This is a genomic window from Cupriavidus neocaledonicus, from assembly GCF_000372525.1.
Taxonomy (GTDB): domain Bacteria; phylum Pseudomonadota; class Gammaproteobacteria; order Burkholderiales; family Burkholderiaceae; genus Cupriavidus; species Cupriavidus neocaledonicus.
Window position 1 is genome coordinate 18,915 of the sequence record NZ_AQUR01000089.1, and the last position, 16,043, is coordinate 34,957.

General features: G+C 68.8%; 17 protein-coding genes. 7 read left to right on the plus strand and 10 right to left on the minus strand.

Annotated elements, in window-relative coordinates; genetic code table 11:
• Positions 1 to 42 precede the first annotated feature (42 nt).
• Genes A3AG_RS0110835 through A3AG_RS0110845 form a run of 3 tightly spaced genes read left to right on the plus strand, consistent with a single transcriptional unit; the run spans position 43 to position 3,752 of the window.
• Positions 43 to 2,658: an ABC transporter permease gene (locus tag A3AG_RS0110835; protein ID WP_018005417.1), complete on the plus strand. Its 2,616-nt coding sequence runs from the start codon at positions 43 to 45 to the stop codon at positions 2,656 to 2,658.
• Positions 2,659 to 2,694: 36 nt separating this feature from the next.
• The gene (locus A3AG_RS0110840; RefSeq protein ID WP_018005418.1) at positions 2,695 to 3,111 is read left to right on the plus strand and encodes a group II truncated hemoglobin; all 417 of its coding nucleotides are present in this window, start codon (positions 2,695 to 2,697) and stop codon (positions 3,109 to 3,111) included.
• Between the two features lie 44 nt (positions 3,112 to 3,155).
• Entirely contained in the window at positions 3,156 to 3,752 is a 597-nt protein-coding gene (locus A3AG_RS0110845) for a DUF924 family protein (protein WP_018005419.1), read from the plus strand.
• A gap of 46 nt (positions 3,753 to 3,798) precedes the next feature.
• On the opposite strand, the gene A3AG_RS0110850 is transcribed toward A3AG_RS0110845, so the two are convergent.
• The 10 genes from A3AG_RS0110850 to A3AG_RS0110895 form a co-directional block, all read right to left on the minus strand.
• Complete coding sequence (locus A3AG_RS0110850) at positions 3,799 to 4,383, minus strand: LOG family protein (RefSeq protein ID WP_018005420.1); 585 nt, start codon at positions 4,381 to 4,383, stop codon at positions 3,799 to 3,801.
• The gene (locus A3AG_RS0110855) at positions 4,380 to 5,078 is read right to left on the minus strand and encodes a TetR/AcrR family transcriptional regulator (protein ID WP_018005421.1); all 699 of its coding nucleotides are present in this window, start codon (positions 5,076 to 5,078) and stop codon (positions 4,380 to 4,382) included. The genes A3AG_RS0110850 and A3AG_RS0110855 overlap by 4 nt, the downstream gene beginning before the upstream one ends.
• A gap of 110 nt (positions 5,079 to 5,188) precedes the next feature.
• The gene (locus tag A3AG_RS31575; RefSeq protein WP_081610720.1) at positions 5,189 to 5,674 is read right to left on the minus strand and encodes a diacylglycerol kinase; all 486 of its coding nucleotides are present in this window, start codon (positions 5,672 to 5,674) and stop codon (positions 5,189 to 5,191) included.
• Positions 5,601 to 6,740, minus strand: a complete 1,140-nt coding sequence (locus tag A3AG_RS0110865) for a glycosyltransferase family 4 protein (protein ID WP_018005423.1) — start codon at positions 6,738 to 6,740, stop codon at positions 5,601 to 5,603. Before A3AG_RS0110865 ends, A3AG_RS31575 begins: the two co-directional genes overlap by 74 nt.
• Positions 6,741 to 6,826: 86 nt before the next feature.
• The gene (locus tag A3AG_RS0110870) at positions 6,827 to 7,804 is read right to left on the minus strand and encodes a UDP-2,3-diacylglucosamine diphosphatase (RefSeq protein WP_018005424.1); all 978 of its coding nucleotides are present in this window, start codon (positions 7,802 to 7,804) and stop codon (positions 6,827 to 6,829) included.
• 117 nt (positions 7,805 to 7,921) lie between these two features.
• Entirely contained in the window at positions 7,922 to 8,902 is a 981-nt protein-coding gene (locus tag A3AG_RS0110875; RefSeq protein ID WP_018005425.1) for an esterase/lipase family protein, read from the minus strand.
• The gene (locus A3AG_RS0110880; RefSeq protein ID WP_018005426.1) at positions 8,899 to 9,435 is read right to left on the minus strand and encodes an RDD family protein; all 537 of its coding nucleotides are present in this window, start codon (positions 9,433 to 9,435) and stop codon (positions 8,899 to 8,901) included. The genes A3AG_RS0110875 and A3AG_RS0110880 overlap by 4 nt, the downstream gene beginning before the upstream one ends.
• A gap of 122 nt (positions 9,436 to 9,557) precedes the next feature.
• Complete coding sequence (locus A3AG_RS0110885; protein ID WP_018005427.1) at positions 9,558 to 10,358, minus strand: DUF3106 domain-containing protein; 801 nt, start codon at positions 10,356 to 10,358, stop codon at positions 9,558 to 9,560.
• Position 10,359: 1 nt separating this feature from the next.
• Positions 10,360 to 10,791 carry a DUF3619 family protein gene (locus A3AG_RS0110890; RefSeq protein ID WP_018005428.1) on the minus strand — a complete coding sequence of 144 codons (432 nt, stop codon included), beginning with the start codon at positions 10,789 to 10,791 and terminating at the stop codon, positions 10,360 to 10,362.
• Positions 10,788 to 11,357 carry an RNA polymerase sigma factor gene (locus tag A3AG_RS0110895; protein ID WP_018005429.1) on the minus strand — a complete coding sequence of 190 codons (570 nt, stop codon included), beginning with the start codon at positions 11,355 to 11,357 and terminating at the stop codon, positions 10,788 to 10,790. Before A3AG_RS0110895 ends, A3AG_RS0110890 begins: the two co-directional genes overlap by 4 nt.
• 381 nt (positions 11,358 to 11,738) lie before the next feature.
• Here A3AG_RS0110895 and A3AG_RS0110900 point away from each other — a divergent pair, with 381 nt between their 5' ends.
• From A3AG_RS0110900 to A3AG_RS0110915, 4 genes are all read left to right on the plus strand, one after another.
• A complete protein-coding gene (locus A3AG_RS0110900; protein WP_018005430.1) occupies positions 11,739 to 13,502 on the plus strand; it encodes an acetolactate synthase 3 catalytic subunit in 1,764 nt (587 codons plus the stop codon).
• Positions 13,502 to 13,993 carry an acetolactate synthase small subunit gene (gene ilvN / locus A3AG_RS0110905; RefSeq protein WP_012352317.1) on the plus strand — a complete coding sequence of 164 codons (492 nt, stop codon included), beginning with the start codon at positions 13,502 to 13,504 and terminating at the stop codon, positions 13,991 to 13,993. The genes A3AG_RS0110900 and ilvN overlap by 1 nt, the downstream gene beginning before the upstream one ends.
• A 121-nt stretch (positions 13,994 to 14,114) precedes the next feature.
• A complete protein-coding gene (gene ilvC / locus A3AG_RS0110910) occupies positions 14,115 to 15,131 on the plus strand; it encodes a ketol-acid reductoisomerase (RefSeq protein ID WP_018005431.1) in 1,017 nt (338 codons plus the stop codon).
• A 260-nt stretch (positions 15,132 to 15,391) separates the two neighbouring features.
• Complete coding sequence (locus A3AG_RS0110915; protein WP_018005432.1) at positions 15,392 to 16,042, plus strand: phosphatidylserine decarboxylase; 651 nt, start codon at positions 15,392 to 15,394, stop codon at positions 16,040 to 16,042.
• Position 16,043 lies beyond the last annotated feature (1 nt).

Below are 16,043 nucleotides of genomic sequence, written 5' to 3' on the forward strand. Positions count from 1 at the left end.
ACCCGAGGCGCACCGGCGCCAGCAACCAAGAACCGCCAACCGATGCCCTCCGAGTCCGCCATCGACGTCCCGGCCACTGCCGCCCAGCCCGCCGGCCTGCACGCCGCCACCGGCGGCCAATTTTCCGCCTGGCGCCAGGCGCTGCGCATGGCCCGGCGCGACTGGCTGGCGGGCGAGCTCTACCTGCTGCTGTTTGCGCTGGTGCTGGCCGTGGCCGCGCTGACCAGCGTGGGCTTCATGGCCGACCGCATGCGGCTGGGCCTGGAGCGCGATGCGCGGCAGATGATTGCCTCGGATGTGCTGCTGGTGGCCGACCAGCCTTTCGACGCCGCGTTCGCACAGCGCGCCCGCGCCGCCGGCCTGGCGGTGGCGCAGACCGTCACCTTCCCCAGCATGGCCACTGCCGAGGGCAAGGCCCAGGCCGGGGCCGAGCCGCCCAGCCAGCTGGCCGCGCTCAAGGCGGTGACCGGCGGCTATCCGCTGCGCGGCCGGCTCAGGGTGAGCGGCACGCCGGGCGGGCCGGACGCGCCCGCCGACGGCATTCCCGCGCCGGGCACGGTATGGGTCGACGAGGCGCTGCTGGGCGCGCTGGGCGTCGCGGTGGGCGACAGCCTGCGCCTGGGTAGCCGCAGCTTCCGCATCGACCGCATCATCACGCAGGAACTCGACCGCGGCACCGGCTTCATGAATTTCGCGCCGCGCGTGCTGATGCCGCTGTCGGACCTGCACAGCACCGGGCTGATCGGCTGGGGCAGCCGCGTCACCTACCGCCTGCTGGTGGCCGGTCCCGACGCCGCCGGCGCGGCCTTCCAGAAATGGGCGCAGGACGAGATCGAACGCCGCCAGCTGCGCAATACGCGGGTCGAGTCGCTGGAATCCGGCCAGCCGCAGATGCGTGCCACGCTGGACCGCGCCGAACGCTTCCTGTCGCTGGTGGCGGTGCTGTCGTCGATGATCGCGGCGGTGGCGATCGCGATGTCGGCGCGCCGCTATATGCAGCGTCACACCGATGCGTGCGCGGTCTACAAGTGCCTGGGGCTGTCGCGCGCGCAGATCCTGCGCGCCTTCGGACTGGAATTCCTGCTGGTCGGCACGGGCGGCGCGCTCGCCGGCGTGCTGCTCGGCTACCTGGCGCACTATGGCCTGCTGCTGTCGCTGGGCGGGCTGCTCAAGGTGTCGCTGCCGCAGCCGTCGTTGCTGCCGGCGCTGGTGGGCGTGCTGGCCGGGCTGGTGCTGCTGGCCGGGTTTGCGCTGCCGCCGCTGCTGGCGCTGACGCGGGTGGCGCCGCTGCGGGTGCTGCGGCGCGATATCGGGCTGCCGCCGGTGTCGGCCTGGGTGGCCTACGCGCTCGGGCTGGGCGCTTTTGTCGCGCTGCTGCTGGTGGCCGCACGCGACCTGCGGCTGGGCCTGACCACCGCCGGCGGCTTTGTCGCCGCGGGGGTGGTGTTCGGGGTGCTGGCGCTGGGCCTGCTGACGCTGCTGTCGCGGCTGCTGCGGGGGCGCCTGCGCGGGCGCGCGGCGATGGGATGGCGCTTTGCGCTGGCGGTGCTGGAGCGCCGCCGCGCGGTCACGGTGCTGCAGACCGTGGCGCTGGCGGTGGGGCTGATGGCGCTGCTGCTGCTCGGCATGACCCGCAACGACCTGGTCGATTCCTGGCGCAACGCCACGCCGGCCGACGCGCCCAACCGCTTCATCATCAATATCCAGCCGGACCAGCGCGAGCCGCTGCGCCAGATGCTGGCCGCCGCCGGCATCACCGACCTGCTTTACCCGATGGTGCGCGGGCGCCTGACCCATATCGGCGAGCGCACCATCCGCGGCGACAGCTTCGAGGACGGGCGCGCGCGCAACCTGGTCGAGCGCGAGTTCAACCTGTCCTATACCGACGCGCTGCCGGAGGGCAACCGCGTGATCGCCGGGCGCTGGTCGAACGGGTCCGACGGTGCCGAGGCGGGCGCGTCGGTGGAAGAGGGCATCGCCAAGACCCTGGGCATCCGGCTCGGCGACACGCTGCGCTTCGACGTGGCCGGCCAGCCGGTGCAGGCGCGCGTGACCTCGCTGCGCAAGCTCGACTGGGGCTCGATGCGGGTCAACTTCTTCGTGATCCTGCCGCCGCGGGCGATGCAGGGCATGCCCGAAACCTACATCACCTCGTTCCACCTGCCGCCCGCCAGCGCTGCGCTGGGCAACCGGCTGATCGCGGCCTTTCCCAACATCACCGTGGTCAACACCGACATGATCCTGCGCCAGATCCAGGACATCCTGGACCAGGTGATCGCGGCGGTGGAATTCCTGTTCGTGTTCACGCTGGCCGCCGGGGTGACGGTGCTGTACGCGGCGTTGTCCGGCGCGCGCGACGAGCGCATGCGCGACGCCGGCCTGCTCAAGGCGCTGGGCGCCTCGGCCGCGCTGGTGCGGCAGACGCAGTATGCCGAGTTTCTGGTGGTGGGCGGCCTCGCCGGCCTGCTGGCCAGCCTCGGCGCGATCGCGGTGGGCTGGGGGCTGTCGCAGTTCGTGTTCGACTTTCCGTACCGCTTCAATGCGTGGATCGTGCCGGTCGGCGTGGTTTCTGGCATGCTGTGCGCTTTTGCCGGCGGCTGGCTGGGCCTGCGCGAAGTGCTGCGCCAGCCCGCGCTGGCGACCTTGCGCGATGCCTGACCCCGCGTGCCGGCGCCGCCGCAGACCGAGTGTGTGATGAGTACTGAATCCGACGACAAGCCCGGCAATGCCGAGGTCACTGCCTTTGAACTGGTGGGCGGCGAGGCGCGCGTGCGCGAACTGGTCGACCGCTTCTACGACCTGATGGACCTGGAGCCGCAGTTCGCCGGCCTGCGCGCGCTGCATCCGCCGTCGCTGGAGGGCTCGCGCGACAAGCTGTTCTGGTTCCTGTGCGGCTGGCTGGGCGGCCCCAACCACTTTATCGAGCGCTTCGGCCATCCGCGCCTGCGCGCGCGCCATATGCCGTTCGAGATCGGCGTCAGCGAGCGCGACCAGTGGATGCGCTGCATGGCGCTGGCGATGCAGGACATCGGCCTGCCCGAAGACCTGCAGCTGCACCTGATGCAGGCTTTCTTCCAGACCGCCGACTGGATGCGCAACGTGGCGCGCTGAGGCGCCAACGCTCCCGTTTCTCCCCCGAAAGGTTTCCCCCGCCGATGACAGCCCAACTGCCTGAAGACGCCCTGCGTGTGCTGCATTTCTGGTTCGACCAGCCCGGTTCGGCCGCCTGGAATACGGCACGCCCGCAATGGTTCACCAAGTCGGATGCGTTCGATGCGCAGATACGCGCGAACTTCCTGTCCGACTGGCAGGTCGCCTGCGACGGGGCGCCCGACGACTGGTCGGTGACGCCGGAGGGCGCGTGCGCGCGCGTGGTGCTGCTGGACCAGTTCCCGCGCAACATGTTCCGCAACGATCCGCGCAGCTTCGGCACCGATGCCCAGGCGCTGGCACTGGCCCGGCGCATCGTCGCCAGCGGCATGGACCGCGCGCTGCCGACCGACTACCACCGCATGTTCTGCTACATGCCGTTCGAGCATTCGGAGTCGCTGGAAGACCAGGACGAGGCGGTGCGCCTGATGACGCAGCTGCGCGAAGCCAGCGGCGGGGTGGTGGATGCGGTCGAGTGGGCCGAGAAGCACCGCGTGATCATCGCGCGCTTTGGCCGCTTCCCGCACCGCAACGCGGTGCTGGGCCGGCACAGTACCACGGAGGAACAGGCGTTCCTGCGGCAGCCGGGCTCGTCGTTCTGAGCCGGGCCCGGCGAGGCCCGGGCTGGTGGCGGTCTGCGTGGCGCGCTCAGGTCTGGTCGCGCGCCTGCTCCCACTTGTCGACGCGCACGCGCGGCGCGGCCGCCAGTTGCGCCAGCAGGCCGGCGGGCGTGTCGCCCACGTGCAGCAGTTCGGCGTGCACCTGCTTCAGGAAGCCTTCGCGCACCGCGTGCGACAGGAAGCCCAGCATGCCGTCGTAGAACCCGGCCAGGTTCAGCAGGCCCACCGGCTTGGCGTGGTAGCCCAGCTGCAGCCAGGTGAAGGTCTCGAACAGCTCTTCGAACGTGCCCACGCCGCCGGGCATGGCAATAAAGGCGTCGGCGCGGTCGGCCATCATCTGCTTGCGCTCGTGCATGTTGCGCACCACGTGCAGCTCGGTCAGGCCGCGGTGGCCGACTTCCTTCTGCATCAGCGCTTCCGGGATGATGCCGATGGCCCTGCCGCCATGTTCCAGCACGGCATCGGCGACGATGCCCATCAGGCCCACCTTGCCGCCGCCGTACACCAGTGTCAGATCGCTTTCGGCCAGGGTGCGGCCAAGCAGGCGTGCGCCCTCGGCGTATTCGGGGCGGTTGCCGGGACTGGAGCCGCAATACACGCAGACGGATTTCACTTCGTTTCCTTTGCCGCGCCGGCGGCCTTGGCTGCCGCGTAGTCGCGCGCCAGCTGGTCGAATGCCTCCCGCGCCCGGCCGCGCAGGTACGGCGCCAGGATCGAGAAGATGTGGTAGCTCGAGCCGTGCAGGTAGCCGCGGATCTGCTCGGGGTCGTTGTACTGGCGCGGGTGCTGCACGAACTGGAACGACAGCCAGTAGGTGGCGACCACCACCATGTTGGTGCAGATGGCCTCGACCTGCTCGGGCGTGGCTTCCATCTCGCCGTCCTCGATGAACTGGCGGCAGATCTCGTGCGCAAAGCGCTGCTTCTGTTCGACGATGCGCTTGAAGTTGGTCTCCAGCATCCGGTTGCGCGCCAGCAGGTCGTTGATGTCGCGGTACAGGAAGCGGTAGTTCCACAGGAACTCGGACATGTACTGCAGGTAGCCCCAGCTTTCGTCGAGCGTGGCCTTGTGGTCGTCCGGCATCTTCAGGCGGCGCTCCATCTCCTGCTCGAAGCGCACGAAGATCGAGTTGATGATGTCGTCCTTGTTGCGGAAGTGGTAGTAGAGATTGCCGGGGCTGATCTCCATCGCTTCCGCGATCGTGGTGGTGGTGACGTTGGGCTCGCCGACTTCGTTGAACAGGCGCAGCGAGACGTCGAGGATGCGGTCCCTGGTGCGGCGGGGTCCGGTTTGCGGTTTCGGTTCCATGGGCGTCCGGGCGATCGGTGCGATCGGTAAGTCGGGGGCAGGGTAGCGATTATAAGCAATCGGCCTGCCGTGCCCATTCTGTGCCCCGCCTCCGCCCGCCCCGGGCTGGATCAGCCCGCCAGCGCCTGCACCCACCGCACCACGTGCGGCCCGGCGATGGTGATCCAGGTGCCGCCGCACAGCACCAGCGCCAGCATCACCGCGGCGCTGCCGAAGTCCTTGGCGCGCTTGGACAGGCTGTGCCGCTCCAGCGAGATGCGGTCGACCGCGGCCTCGACGCTGGAATTGAGCAGCTCGACGATCAGCACCACCAGCAGCGTGCCGAGCAGCAGGATGCGCTCGACCGCCGTCACCGGCAGCAGCAGGGCGCACGGCGTCAGGATCACCACCAGGGTCAGCTCCTGGCGGAACGCGCTCTCCTCCAGCACCGCATAGCGCAGCCCCGACAGCGAATTGATGGCCGCATGCCAGGCGCGCGCCAGGCCCCGGTTGCCCTTGTGCGGATTCTGGTCGATCGAGTAGTCAGCGCTCTGCATGGCGGGCGGCGGCCTCTGCATTGGCGGGTCGGACGGCAGTTCCGGATGCGGTTTCGGCATGGGTTTGCGGGGCGGAAGGCTTGGCTGTGACGGGTGGGACCGCTGCGCCGCCCCGGCCCGGCCTGGCGGCGGCGAACGGCCGCAGGTGGGCCAGGAACTGCTCGGACGCGGCGCGCCACGAGAAGCGCTCGGCATGGGCCCGGGCGGTGGCACGGTCGATGCGCAGCGCTTCCAGGCAGGCGTCGCGCAGGTCTTCGTGCATCACGCCGGCGGGGCTGTCGCCGAGCACGTCGATCGGGCCCGTGACCGGATACGCGGCCACCGGCAGGCCGCTGGCCAGCGCTTCCAGCAGCACCAGCCCGAAGGTGTCGGTGCGGCTCGGGAACACGAACACGTCAGCGGAAGCATACACCCGCGCCAGCTCGGGCTGGCTCAGCACGCCAAGGTAGTTGGCGCCGGGATAGCGCGCGCGCAGCGCCGGCAGCGCCGGGCCGTCGCCGACCACCCATTTGGAGCCGGGCAGGTCCAGCGCCAGGAACGCCTCGACGTTCTTCTCCACCGCCACGCGGCCCACGTACAGGAAGATCGGGTGGGCGGTGTTGAGCACGTTGGCGCGCTGCGGCGTGAACACGTCGAGGTCCACGCCGCGCGTCCACAGCACCGCGTTGGTAATGCCGTAGCGGCGCAGGTCGTCCAGCACCACCGGCGTCGGCGCCATCACCGCCTGCGCGGGGCCGTGGAACCAGCGCAGGAAACGGTAGGTCCACGCCAGCGGAATGCCGAAGCGGGCCTGCACATATTCCGGGAAGCGCGTGTGGTAGGCGGTGGTGAAGGGCAGCTTGCGGCGCAGCGCGTGGCTGCGCGCGGCCAGCCCGAGCGGCCCTTCGGTGGCGATGTGCAGCGCGTCGGGGCCGAAGGCCTCGATGCGCCGCCGCACGCGCGCGCCCGGCAGCAGCGACAGCCGGATCTCGGGGTAGGTCGGGCATGGCACGGTGCGGAATTCCAGCGGGGTGATCATGTCGACCGTGTGGCCCATCGCTTCCAGTTCGCGGCGCGTCGACTTGAGCGTGCGCACCACGCCATTGACCTGCGGTTCCCAGGCATCGGTGACGATCAGGATCTTCATGCAGCCTCCTTGGGCGCGGTGAAAGGGCAATGCGGATGGCGCCAGGCGGAGGGCGCCATGCAAAAAAGAAGCGGGGCCGGCGCGGCTCAGCCGGCCACGGCAGCGCGGCGCCGGCGGCGCATGGCGGGCGCGGGTGCGTCGAGCAGCGTGGTCCAGTAGACGATCTTCAGTTCGCCTTCCAGGGTTTCGACCAGCGCCGACAGGCTTTCGACCCAGTCGCCGTCGTTGCAGTAGAGCTGGCCGTTGACCTCGCGGATCTCGGCCTTGTGGATATGGCCGCAGACCACGCCGTCGCAGCCGCGGCGGCGCGCCTCGTCCACCATCGCGCTCTCGAACGCGCCGATGTAGTTGACCGCGTTCTTGACCTGGTGCTTCAGGTACTGCGACAGCGACCAGTACGGAAAGCCCAGGCGCGCGCGCAGCCGGTTGAAGTGCCGGTTGAGCGCCAGGATCATGGTGTAGAGCGAATCGCCCAGGTAGGCCAGCCAGCGCGCGTGCTGCACCACGCCGTCGAACAGGTCGCCGTGCACCACCCACAGGCGGCGCCCGCTGGCGGTGACGTGGATCGCCTCTTCGCGCACGGTGATGTCGCCGAAGGCCATGCCGTCGAACTGGCGCGCGGCTTCGTCGTGGTTGCCGGGCACGTAGATCACCTCGGTGCCCTTGCGCGCCTTGCGCAGCAGCTTCTGCACCACGTCGTTGTGGCTTTGCGGCCAGTACCAGCCGCGGCGCAGCTGCCAGCCATCGATGATGTCGCCGACCAGGTAGAGCTGGTCGGATTCGTTGTGCTTGAGGAAATCCAGCAGGTAGTCGGCCTGGCAGCCGGGCGTCCCCAGGTGGATGTCCGACAGCCAGATGGCGCGGTAGCGCTGGATCGGGTGTGGCTCGGGGGGATAGGTTTCCTGCGCTTCGCGCGGCGGCGCCAGCGCGGCGCCATCGAGCGCCGGCGCCATGAAGGCGGTCACCGGCGCGGCGGGGCCGCTGTCAGCGCTGCGGCGCAGCCATGGCGCCAGTTGCGAGGCCTTCGACAGATACCCGCGGGCAGATCGGATTGCTTGCACCATGCCAGTCCCGGTTGCGGCGATGGCTGCATTCAGCCAGCCCGCGGTGACGCGACGGTGACGAAAACATGACTGACATATGAATCGTTGCGGCCGCGGCACAGCCGGGCCGCGATCGCCTCAGCGGCCGCGCGCGGACAGCTCGGCCAGTGCGTCGAGCACGGCACGCACCGCGGCGGGATGGCGCAGCAACGACACATGGCCGATGCCGGACAGCGCGATATGGCCGGCACCGTCGAGCCACGCGGTGCAGGGCGGGCCCGCGATCGAATCGTGCCAGCTGAAGATCGAGATCATGCGCGCGCGCAACCGGGGCGTTTCGGCGGCCGAGAGCGCGCGCAGCCAGGGACTGCCGCAACGCATCTGGCGCGCATTGTGGCCGCCGCCAAAGCGCGCCAGCGCGCTGCCGTGGTGCGGGCTGCCCAGCGTCACGATGCCGGCGCAGAGGTCTTCGTCGCCGGCCAGCCGCAGCGCGGCGCGCGCGGCCAGTCCGCCCATGCTGTGGCAGAGCAACAGCGGCGCGCGCCCGGTGTCGGCGCGGATGCGCCGCATCGCCGCCAGCAGTGCGCGCGCGTAGTCGTCGATGTCGCCGAACACGGGTTCCAGGTCGATCCCCTGGCAGCGGTAGCCGGCGGCGGCCAGTGCCGGCTGCATGTCGAGCCAGATCGCCTGGCCGCAGGCGTAGCCGTGGACCAGCAGCACCGGCGGGGCATCGCGGCCGGGCCGGGCAGGGTCGGCCGGCACAAAGGGTGCCCGCGCGCGGAAGGGTTGCAGCCAGTCGAACATGCGCAGCACCGCCAGGCATTCGGCGCCGTAGCAGCGCAGCGCCTGCGCCAGCCGCAGCGGCCTGCGCGTGGCGGCAAGTTCAGCGGGCGGAGCGGGCGGGTGGTCGGCGCGGCCGACCCACAAGCCCCGTCCGCTCAGCGCGAAGGCGATGGCAATGCCGGCGGCAATGCCGCCCAGGATCAGTCCCGCGCCGGCGGCAAGCGCGCCGGGCCACGGCCAGGCGGCGGTGCGCACCAGCGCCGCGGCAATCCCCAGCGCCGCGGCCGCCTGCACGGTCACCGCGACGCGGCGAATGCCGGCGGCACCCAGGCTCATGGCTTGGGGCGCAGGTCGGTCAGGCGCGTGCCGGCCAGGCGGTCATGCAGGAACTGGCGGCGCGGGTCCAGCCAGGCCAGCAGGACCCAGAGCAGCAGCCCGGCGCCCAGTACGCCGACGAACGGCCCCTTGACCAGCCCCAGCAGATGGCCGACGGCGGCCGACGGCGGCAGCCACAGCCACGCCAGCACGTAGCGCAGCGCCGCCTGCGGCCAGCGCGGCGGCACGCCCGCGGCGTTTTCGACACGCATGCGCCAGGTCTGCATCGCCAGGGTCTGGCCGTTGCGCTGCCAGAACCAGGTGAAATACAGCCCCATCACCAGGAAGCTCCACAGCTGGAGCACCAGCGGCCCGTCCACGCCCAGTTTCTGCAGCAGCGGCCGCACCAGCAGGTAGGCCGCGGTCGAGGCGCTCAGCACGCCGAACAGCAGCACGCCCTCATAAAGCATGCAGGCGATGCGGCGGCGCAGCGGCGGGGCGGCCGGCGCGGCAGTTGCGGCGGGGGGGACGGGGTCGAGGGTGGCAGCGGGCATCGATGGCGTTCGGGAACATGGCACCGGCCCGCGGGCATGCCGATGCCGGTGCGGGCCTGGCAGGGGCCGGCGCGCGTGCGCGGGCCGGCGTCAGGCGGCCATTATGCCAAATGGCCCGCGAATTACTGGCGCACGGTGGCGTCGGAGGCGGCGGCCGCCTCGGTCGCGACCTCGGCCGGCGCCGCGGCGGCGGCAGTGGCCGGCGTGGCGGCGGAGGCGGAGGCGGGGGCGGATGCAGCGGGCGCTGCGGCTACGGGCGCCGCCGAGGCGGCTTGCGCCTGGGCTTCGCTGGCGGGCCTGGCGACTGCCCGGCTGCCCTGGCCCGCGGTTCCGGTAGCGCTCCGGGCGGGGTGGCGCAACTGGTGACTGGTGTCGCTGGGCAGGCGCTTGCCGCTGGGCAATGCGCTGACCGCGCCGGGGCGGCGCGGCACGTGGTCGGCGGCGGCCAGCTTCTTCTTCTGCTCTTCAGGCAACTGCTGGTACTTGTCCCAAGCCTCGGTCTTTTTCTCGGTCGGCAGGGAGCGGGTGATCTGGTAGTTCTCGCGCGCCAGCCGGCGTTGCTGCGGGGTCATCCTGACCCACTCCGCCATGCGCGCCTGCAGCCGGGCCTGCTCGGCCGGCGAATACTTCGGATAACGCGCGGCGATTCGCAGCCACTTGTGGCGATTCAGCTCTGGCAGGCTGTCCCACAGCGGCTGCAGCGGTGCCAGGATGCGCTGGTTGACGGGGCTGAGGTCGGACCAGGCGGGCTTGGCGCCGACCGGCTGGACCGGATGGGGGGCGGCGCCTGCGTCCACCGCGGAAGCCCCCTGTGCCTGTGCCGGGGCGGGAAGCAGCGCCCAGCAGGCGGCTGCGCCGGCGCCGGCCAGCAGGGCGGCCAGCCGGCGGCGCACGGCGTCGGGGCGGAGGAACGGGCGCGTCATGCTACTGGCCGCGCTTCAGGAATACGTGGAAGCCCTCGTCGGCATAGGCCGTGGGCGGCAGGTCGTCGAGCAGCATGGCGGCGTCGATATCGGCCAGCTCCTCGATGCGCTTCTGCTCCTGCCAGTGGTAGATGCCCACCAGGCCGGCGCCCAGCGCCACCAGCGTCCAGACCAGCCCCAGCCGGCGCAGCCAGGCGCCGGCGCGGTGCAGCGTCGAGGCGTCGTCGTCGAACAGCGGCGCGTGCGCGCCCGGCATGGCCAGCTGCGGCACCAGCACGGGCGCCTCGGCCTTCTTGCGGGCGACCGCCATCCGGCGCGCGGCGGCGAGCCGTTCGGAAATGTCCGCCGGCAAGGCTTCGGCGCCGGCGTCGAGTGCCGCGCGAACCTCATGCGCAAACCGGCGCTCGCGGATTTCTTTGTCGTTTCTGCTCATAGTCGAACCCCCCGCGCGCGCAGGGCCTGCGCAAGGGTATGCGTGGCACGGGAACAGTGCGTCTTGACGCTGCCTTCGGAGCAGCCCATCACGGCCGCGGTTTCGGCAACGTCCATATCTTCCCAGTAACGCATCAGGAATGCCTGGCGTTGACGCGTCGGCAGGCGCTGGATCTCCTGCTCGATGATATGCATGACCTGGGCGCGCTCGACCTTGTCGGCGCTGCTTTCGGCCGATTCCGAGCCGGCCTGTGCCTCGAGCGTCTCCAGCAGGTCGTTGTCGTCGCCGCCGTCGCGGTCGTCGCGCAGGCTGGAAAACAGCGACACCCAGGTATTGCGCACCTTCTGGCGCCGGAACCAGTCATGGATGGTGTTCTGCAGGATGCGCTGGAACAGCGGCGCAAGCTCGGCGGCGCCCTTGTCGCCATACTTTTCGGCCAGCTTGATCATGGCGTCCTGGACGATGTCCAGCGCCGCCTCGTCGTCGCGGACGGCGAACACGGCCTGCTTGAAGGCGCGCCGCTCGACGCTGGCAAGAAAGGCGGACAGTTCCTGGTCGGTGGCCATTCAGGCGGTTTGGGGCTTGTTGCGCCGGGACCAATGCCCGGTTCTGGTGAATGTGCTGCCGGGGGCGCGCGACGCCCCAATGTGCTGGGATGCTAGCAAAATTTGGCCGCGCTGTACCGTTTTGTATGGCACGACATACATGGCAGTGCGGAAAACTTTTTTCCAGAGCCCCGGGAACTTGCCGACTCCGGCGGCGTAAAACAACCGTAGACCGCGCTGGTGCATTGCAGTATCATTGACGGTTCACACGACATCAGTGGTTGTCTCATCCGGCCGCTTATGAGGCGGTCTTCCATGCAGACGCGCACCGCTTGAACCCGAGCCACAAGTTCGGCAGAGAGCATCCAAACAATTTTTTGCCGAAAATTGCAAAGGACTGAAATGAACATGCCCAGCGCGGAATTCTCCCACGCCGACAGCAATTCATCTGCCGCACCCGAAATGATCGGGGCGGAAATTCTCGTTCACGCACTTGCCGAAGAAGGCGTCGAATACGTCTGGGGCTATCCCGGCGGCGCAGTGCTGTACATCTACGACGAGCTCCACAAGCAAACCAAGTTCGAGCACATCCTGGTGCGCCACGAGCAGGCCGCGGTCCATGCCGCGGACGGCTACGCACGCGCCACCGGCAAGGTGGGCGTCGCCCTGGTGACCTCCGGTCCCGGCGTGACCAATGCCGTCACCGGCATCGCCACCGCGTACCTCGACTCGATCCCGATGGTGGTGATCACCGGCAACGTGCCGACCCACGCCATCGGCCAGGACGCCTTCCAGGAGTGCGACACGGTCGGCATCACCCGCCCGATCGTCAAGCACAACTTCCTGGTGAAGGACGTGCGCGACCTCGCCGCGACCATCAAGAAGGCGTTCTTCATCGCCTCGACCGGCCGTCCCGGCCCGGTGGTGGTGGACATCCCCAAGGATGTCTCGCGCAATGCCTGCAAGTACGAGTACCCCAAGTCGATCGACATGCGCTCGTACAACCCGGTCAACAAGGGGCACTCGGGCCAGATCCGCAAGGCCGTGGCACTGCTGCAGAACGCCGAGCGTCCGTACATTTACAGCGGCGGCGGCGTGGTGCTGGCCAATGCCAGCGACGAGCTGCGCCAGCTGGCGGCGCTGACCGGCCACCCGGTGACCAACACGCTGATGGGCCTGGGCGCGTTCCCCGGCACCCACAAGCAGTTCGTCGGCATGCTCGGCATGCACGGCACGTATGAAGCCAACATGGCCATGCAGAACTGCGACGTGCTGATCGCCATCGGTGCCCGCTTCGACGACCGCGTGATCGGCAACCCCTCGCACTTCACCTCGCAGGCGCGCAAGATCATCCATATCGATATCGACCCGTCGTCGATCTCGAAGCGCGTCAAGGTCGACATCCCCATCGTCGGCAACGTCAAGGACGTGCTGCAGGAACTGATCGCGCAGATCAAGGCGAGCGACGTCAAGCCCAAGCGCGAGGCGCTGGCCAGGTGGTGGGAACAGATCGAGCAATGGCGCTCGGTCGACTGCCTGAAGTACGACCGCAGCTCCGAGATCATCAAGCCGCAATACGTGGTGGAAAAGATCTGGGAACTGACCCACGGCGACGCCTTTATCTGCTCCGACGTCGGCCAGCACCAGATGTGGGCCGCGCAGTTCTACAAGTTCAACGAGCCGCGCCGCTGGATCAACTCCGGCGGCCTGGGCACGATGGGCGTGGGCCTGCCGTACGCGATGGGCATCAAGAAGGCATTCCCGGAGAAGGAAGTCGTCACCATCACCGGCGAGGGCTCGATCCAGATGTGCATCCAGGAGCTGTCGACCTGCCTGCAGTACGACACCCCGGTGAAGATCTGCTCGCTCAACAACGGCTACCTGGGCATGGTGCGCCAGTGGCAGGAGATCGAGTACGACAACCGCTACTCGCATTCCTACATGGACGCGCTGCCCGATTTCGTCAAGCTGGCCGAGGCCTACGGGCATATCGGCATGCGCGTCGAAAAGACCTCCGACGTCGAGCCGGCGCTGCGCGAGGCGTTCCGCCTGAAGGACCGTACCGTGTTCCTGGACTTCCAGACCGATCCCACCGAAAACGTCTGGCCGATGGTCCAGGCGGGCAAGGGCATTTCCGAAATGCTGCTCGGCGCGGAGGACCTGTAATGCGACACATCATTTCGGTCCTGCTGGAAAACGAAGCCGGTGCGCTGTCGCGCGTGGTGGGCCTGTTCTCGGCCCGCGGCTACAACATCGAGACGCTGACCGTGGCGCCGACCGAGGACTCCTCGCTGTCGCGCATGACCATCGTCACCACCGGTTCGGACGACGTGATCGAGCAGATCACCAAGCACCTGAACCGGCTGGTGGAAGTGGTCAAGGTGGTCGACCTGACCGAAGGCGCGCACATCGAACGCGAGCTGATGCTCGTCAAGGTGCGCGCGGTGGGCAAGGAGCGCGAGGAAATGAAGCGCACCGCCGACATCTTCCGCGGCCGCATCATCGATGTCACCGAGAAGACCTACACCATCGAGCTGACCGGCAACGGCGTCAAGCTCGATGCGTTCCTGGACGCCATCGACCGTACCGCCATCCTCGAGACCGTCCGCACCGGCGGCTCGGGCATCGGCCGCGGCGAGCGCATCCTGAAGGTCTGAGCGGCCCCGGCTCACCCAACGGCTTCACGCAGTATCCCCGGGGCGGCGCGATCTGCGCGCACACGATGCGCGCGAGGATGCCGCCCCTCTCATACAAAAGACAGAGATTGAAGGAATCATCATGAAAGTGTTTTACGACAAGGACGCCGACCTCTCCCTGATCAAGGGCAAGAACGTCACCATCATCGGCTACGGCTCGCAGGGCCATGCCCACGCGCTGAACCTGAAGGATTCGGGCGTCAACGTGACGGTCGGCCTGCGCAAGAGCGGCGCGTCGTGGAACAAGGCCGTCAACGCCGGCCTGCAGGTCAAGGAAGTGGCCGAGGCCGTCAAGAACGCCGACGTGGTCATGATCCTGCTGCCGGACGAGCAGATCGCCGACGTGTACAAGAACGAAGTGCACGCCAACATCAAGGAAGGCGCCGCGCTGGCCTTCGCCCACGGCTTCAACGTGCACTACGGTGCCGTGATCCCGCGCGCCGACCTGGACGTGATCATGATCGCGCCGAAGGCCCCGGGCCACACCGTGCGCGCCACCTACACGCAAGGTGGCGGCGTGCCGCACCTGATCGCCGTGCACCAGAACAAGTCCGGCGCCGCCCGTGACATCGCGCTGTCGTACGCCACCGCCAACGGCGGCGGCCGTGCCGGCATCATCGAGACCAACTTCCGCGAAGAAACCGAAACCGACCTGTTCGGCGAGCAGGCCGTGCTGTGCGGCGGTACCGTCGAGCTGATCAAGGCCGGCTTCGAGACCCTGGTGGAAGCCGGCTACGCGCCGGAAATGGCCTACTTCGAGTGCCTGCACGAGCTGAAGCTGATCGTCGACCTGATCTACGAAGGCGGCATCGCCAACATGAACTACTCGATCTCCAACAACGCCGAATATGGTGAGTACGTCACCGGCCCGCGCGTGGTGACCGAGGAGACCAAGAAGGCGATGAAGCAGTGCCTGAAGGACATCCAGACCGGCGAATACGCCAAGAGCTTCCTGCTCGAGAACAAGGCCGGCGCCCCGACCCTGATCTCGCGCCGCCGCCTGAATGCCGAGCACCAGATCGAAGTGGTGGGCGAGAAGCTGCGCGCGATGATGCCGTGGATCGCCAAGAACAAGATGGTCGACCAGTCGAAGAACTGATCGGCAGCGCTGCCTGATGGCCCGCGCCGCACGGCGGCGGGTCGAAGCCGTTCAGCGTTCCGTGCCTTGCCCTTCTATCATCGGAAGGGGATTGCCGGGACCTGAACGGCTTTTTGTTATCCTTGTCGAACTTTTCGGGCAAGGCGTGCGCCGGATGCTGCCCTGCGGCATGAACCGGCCGAGCCGGCCAGCGTGGCCCGGCGATCGCCGCCGCTGCACCAGCCTCGCCCTGATCTTGACTTCACCGAAACACCTACTGCATGAACTATCCTCATCCGCTGATCGCCCGTGAAGGCTGGCCGTTCCTGGCCGGCGCCTTTGTCATTTCGCTGCTGGTGCACGCCAGCGCGGGCTTCTGGTGGGCGCTGCCGCTGTGGATCATCACGGTGTTCGTGCTGCAGTTCTTCCGTGATCCGCCGCGCCCGATCCCGTCGGCGCCCAACGCGGTGCTGGCCCCGGCCGACGGCCGCATCGTCGTGGTCGAGAAGACCATGGACCCGTACGCCAACCGCGAGGCGCTGAAGATCAGCGTCTTCATGAACGTCTTCAATGTGCACTCGAACCGGGTCTCGGTCGACGGCGCGGTGGAGAAGGTCGAATACTTTCCCGGCAAGTTCGTCAATGCCGACCTGGACAAGGCCTCGACCGAAAACGAACGCAACGCGGTGCTGATCCGGCGCGCGGCCGACGGCCAGCTGGTGACGCTGGTGCAGGTGGCCGGCCTGGTGGCGCGCCGCATCCTGTGCTACACCAAGCCCGGCGACAACCTCTCGCGCGGCCAGCGCTACGGCTTTATCCGCTTCGGCTCGCGCGTCGACGTGTACCTGCCGCTCGACGCACGCCCGCGCGTGACCATCGGCGAGAAGGTGTCGGCCTCGTCGACCATCCTCGCCGAACTCGACGTGCAGTAAG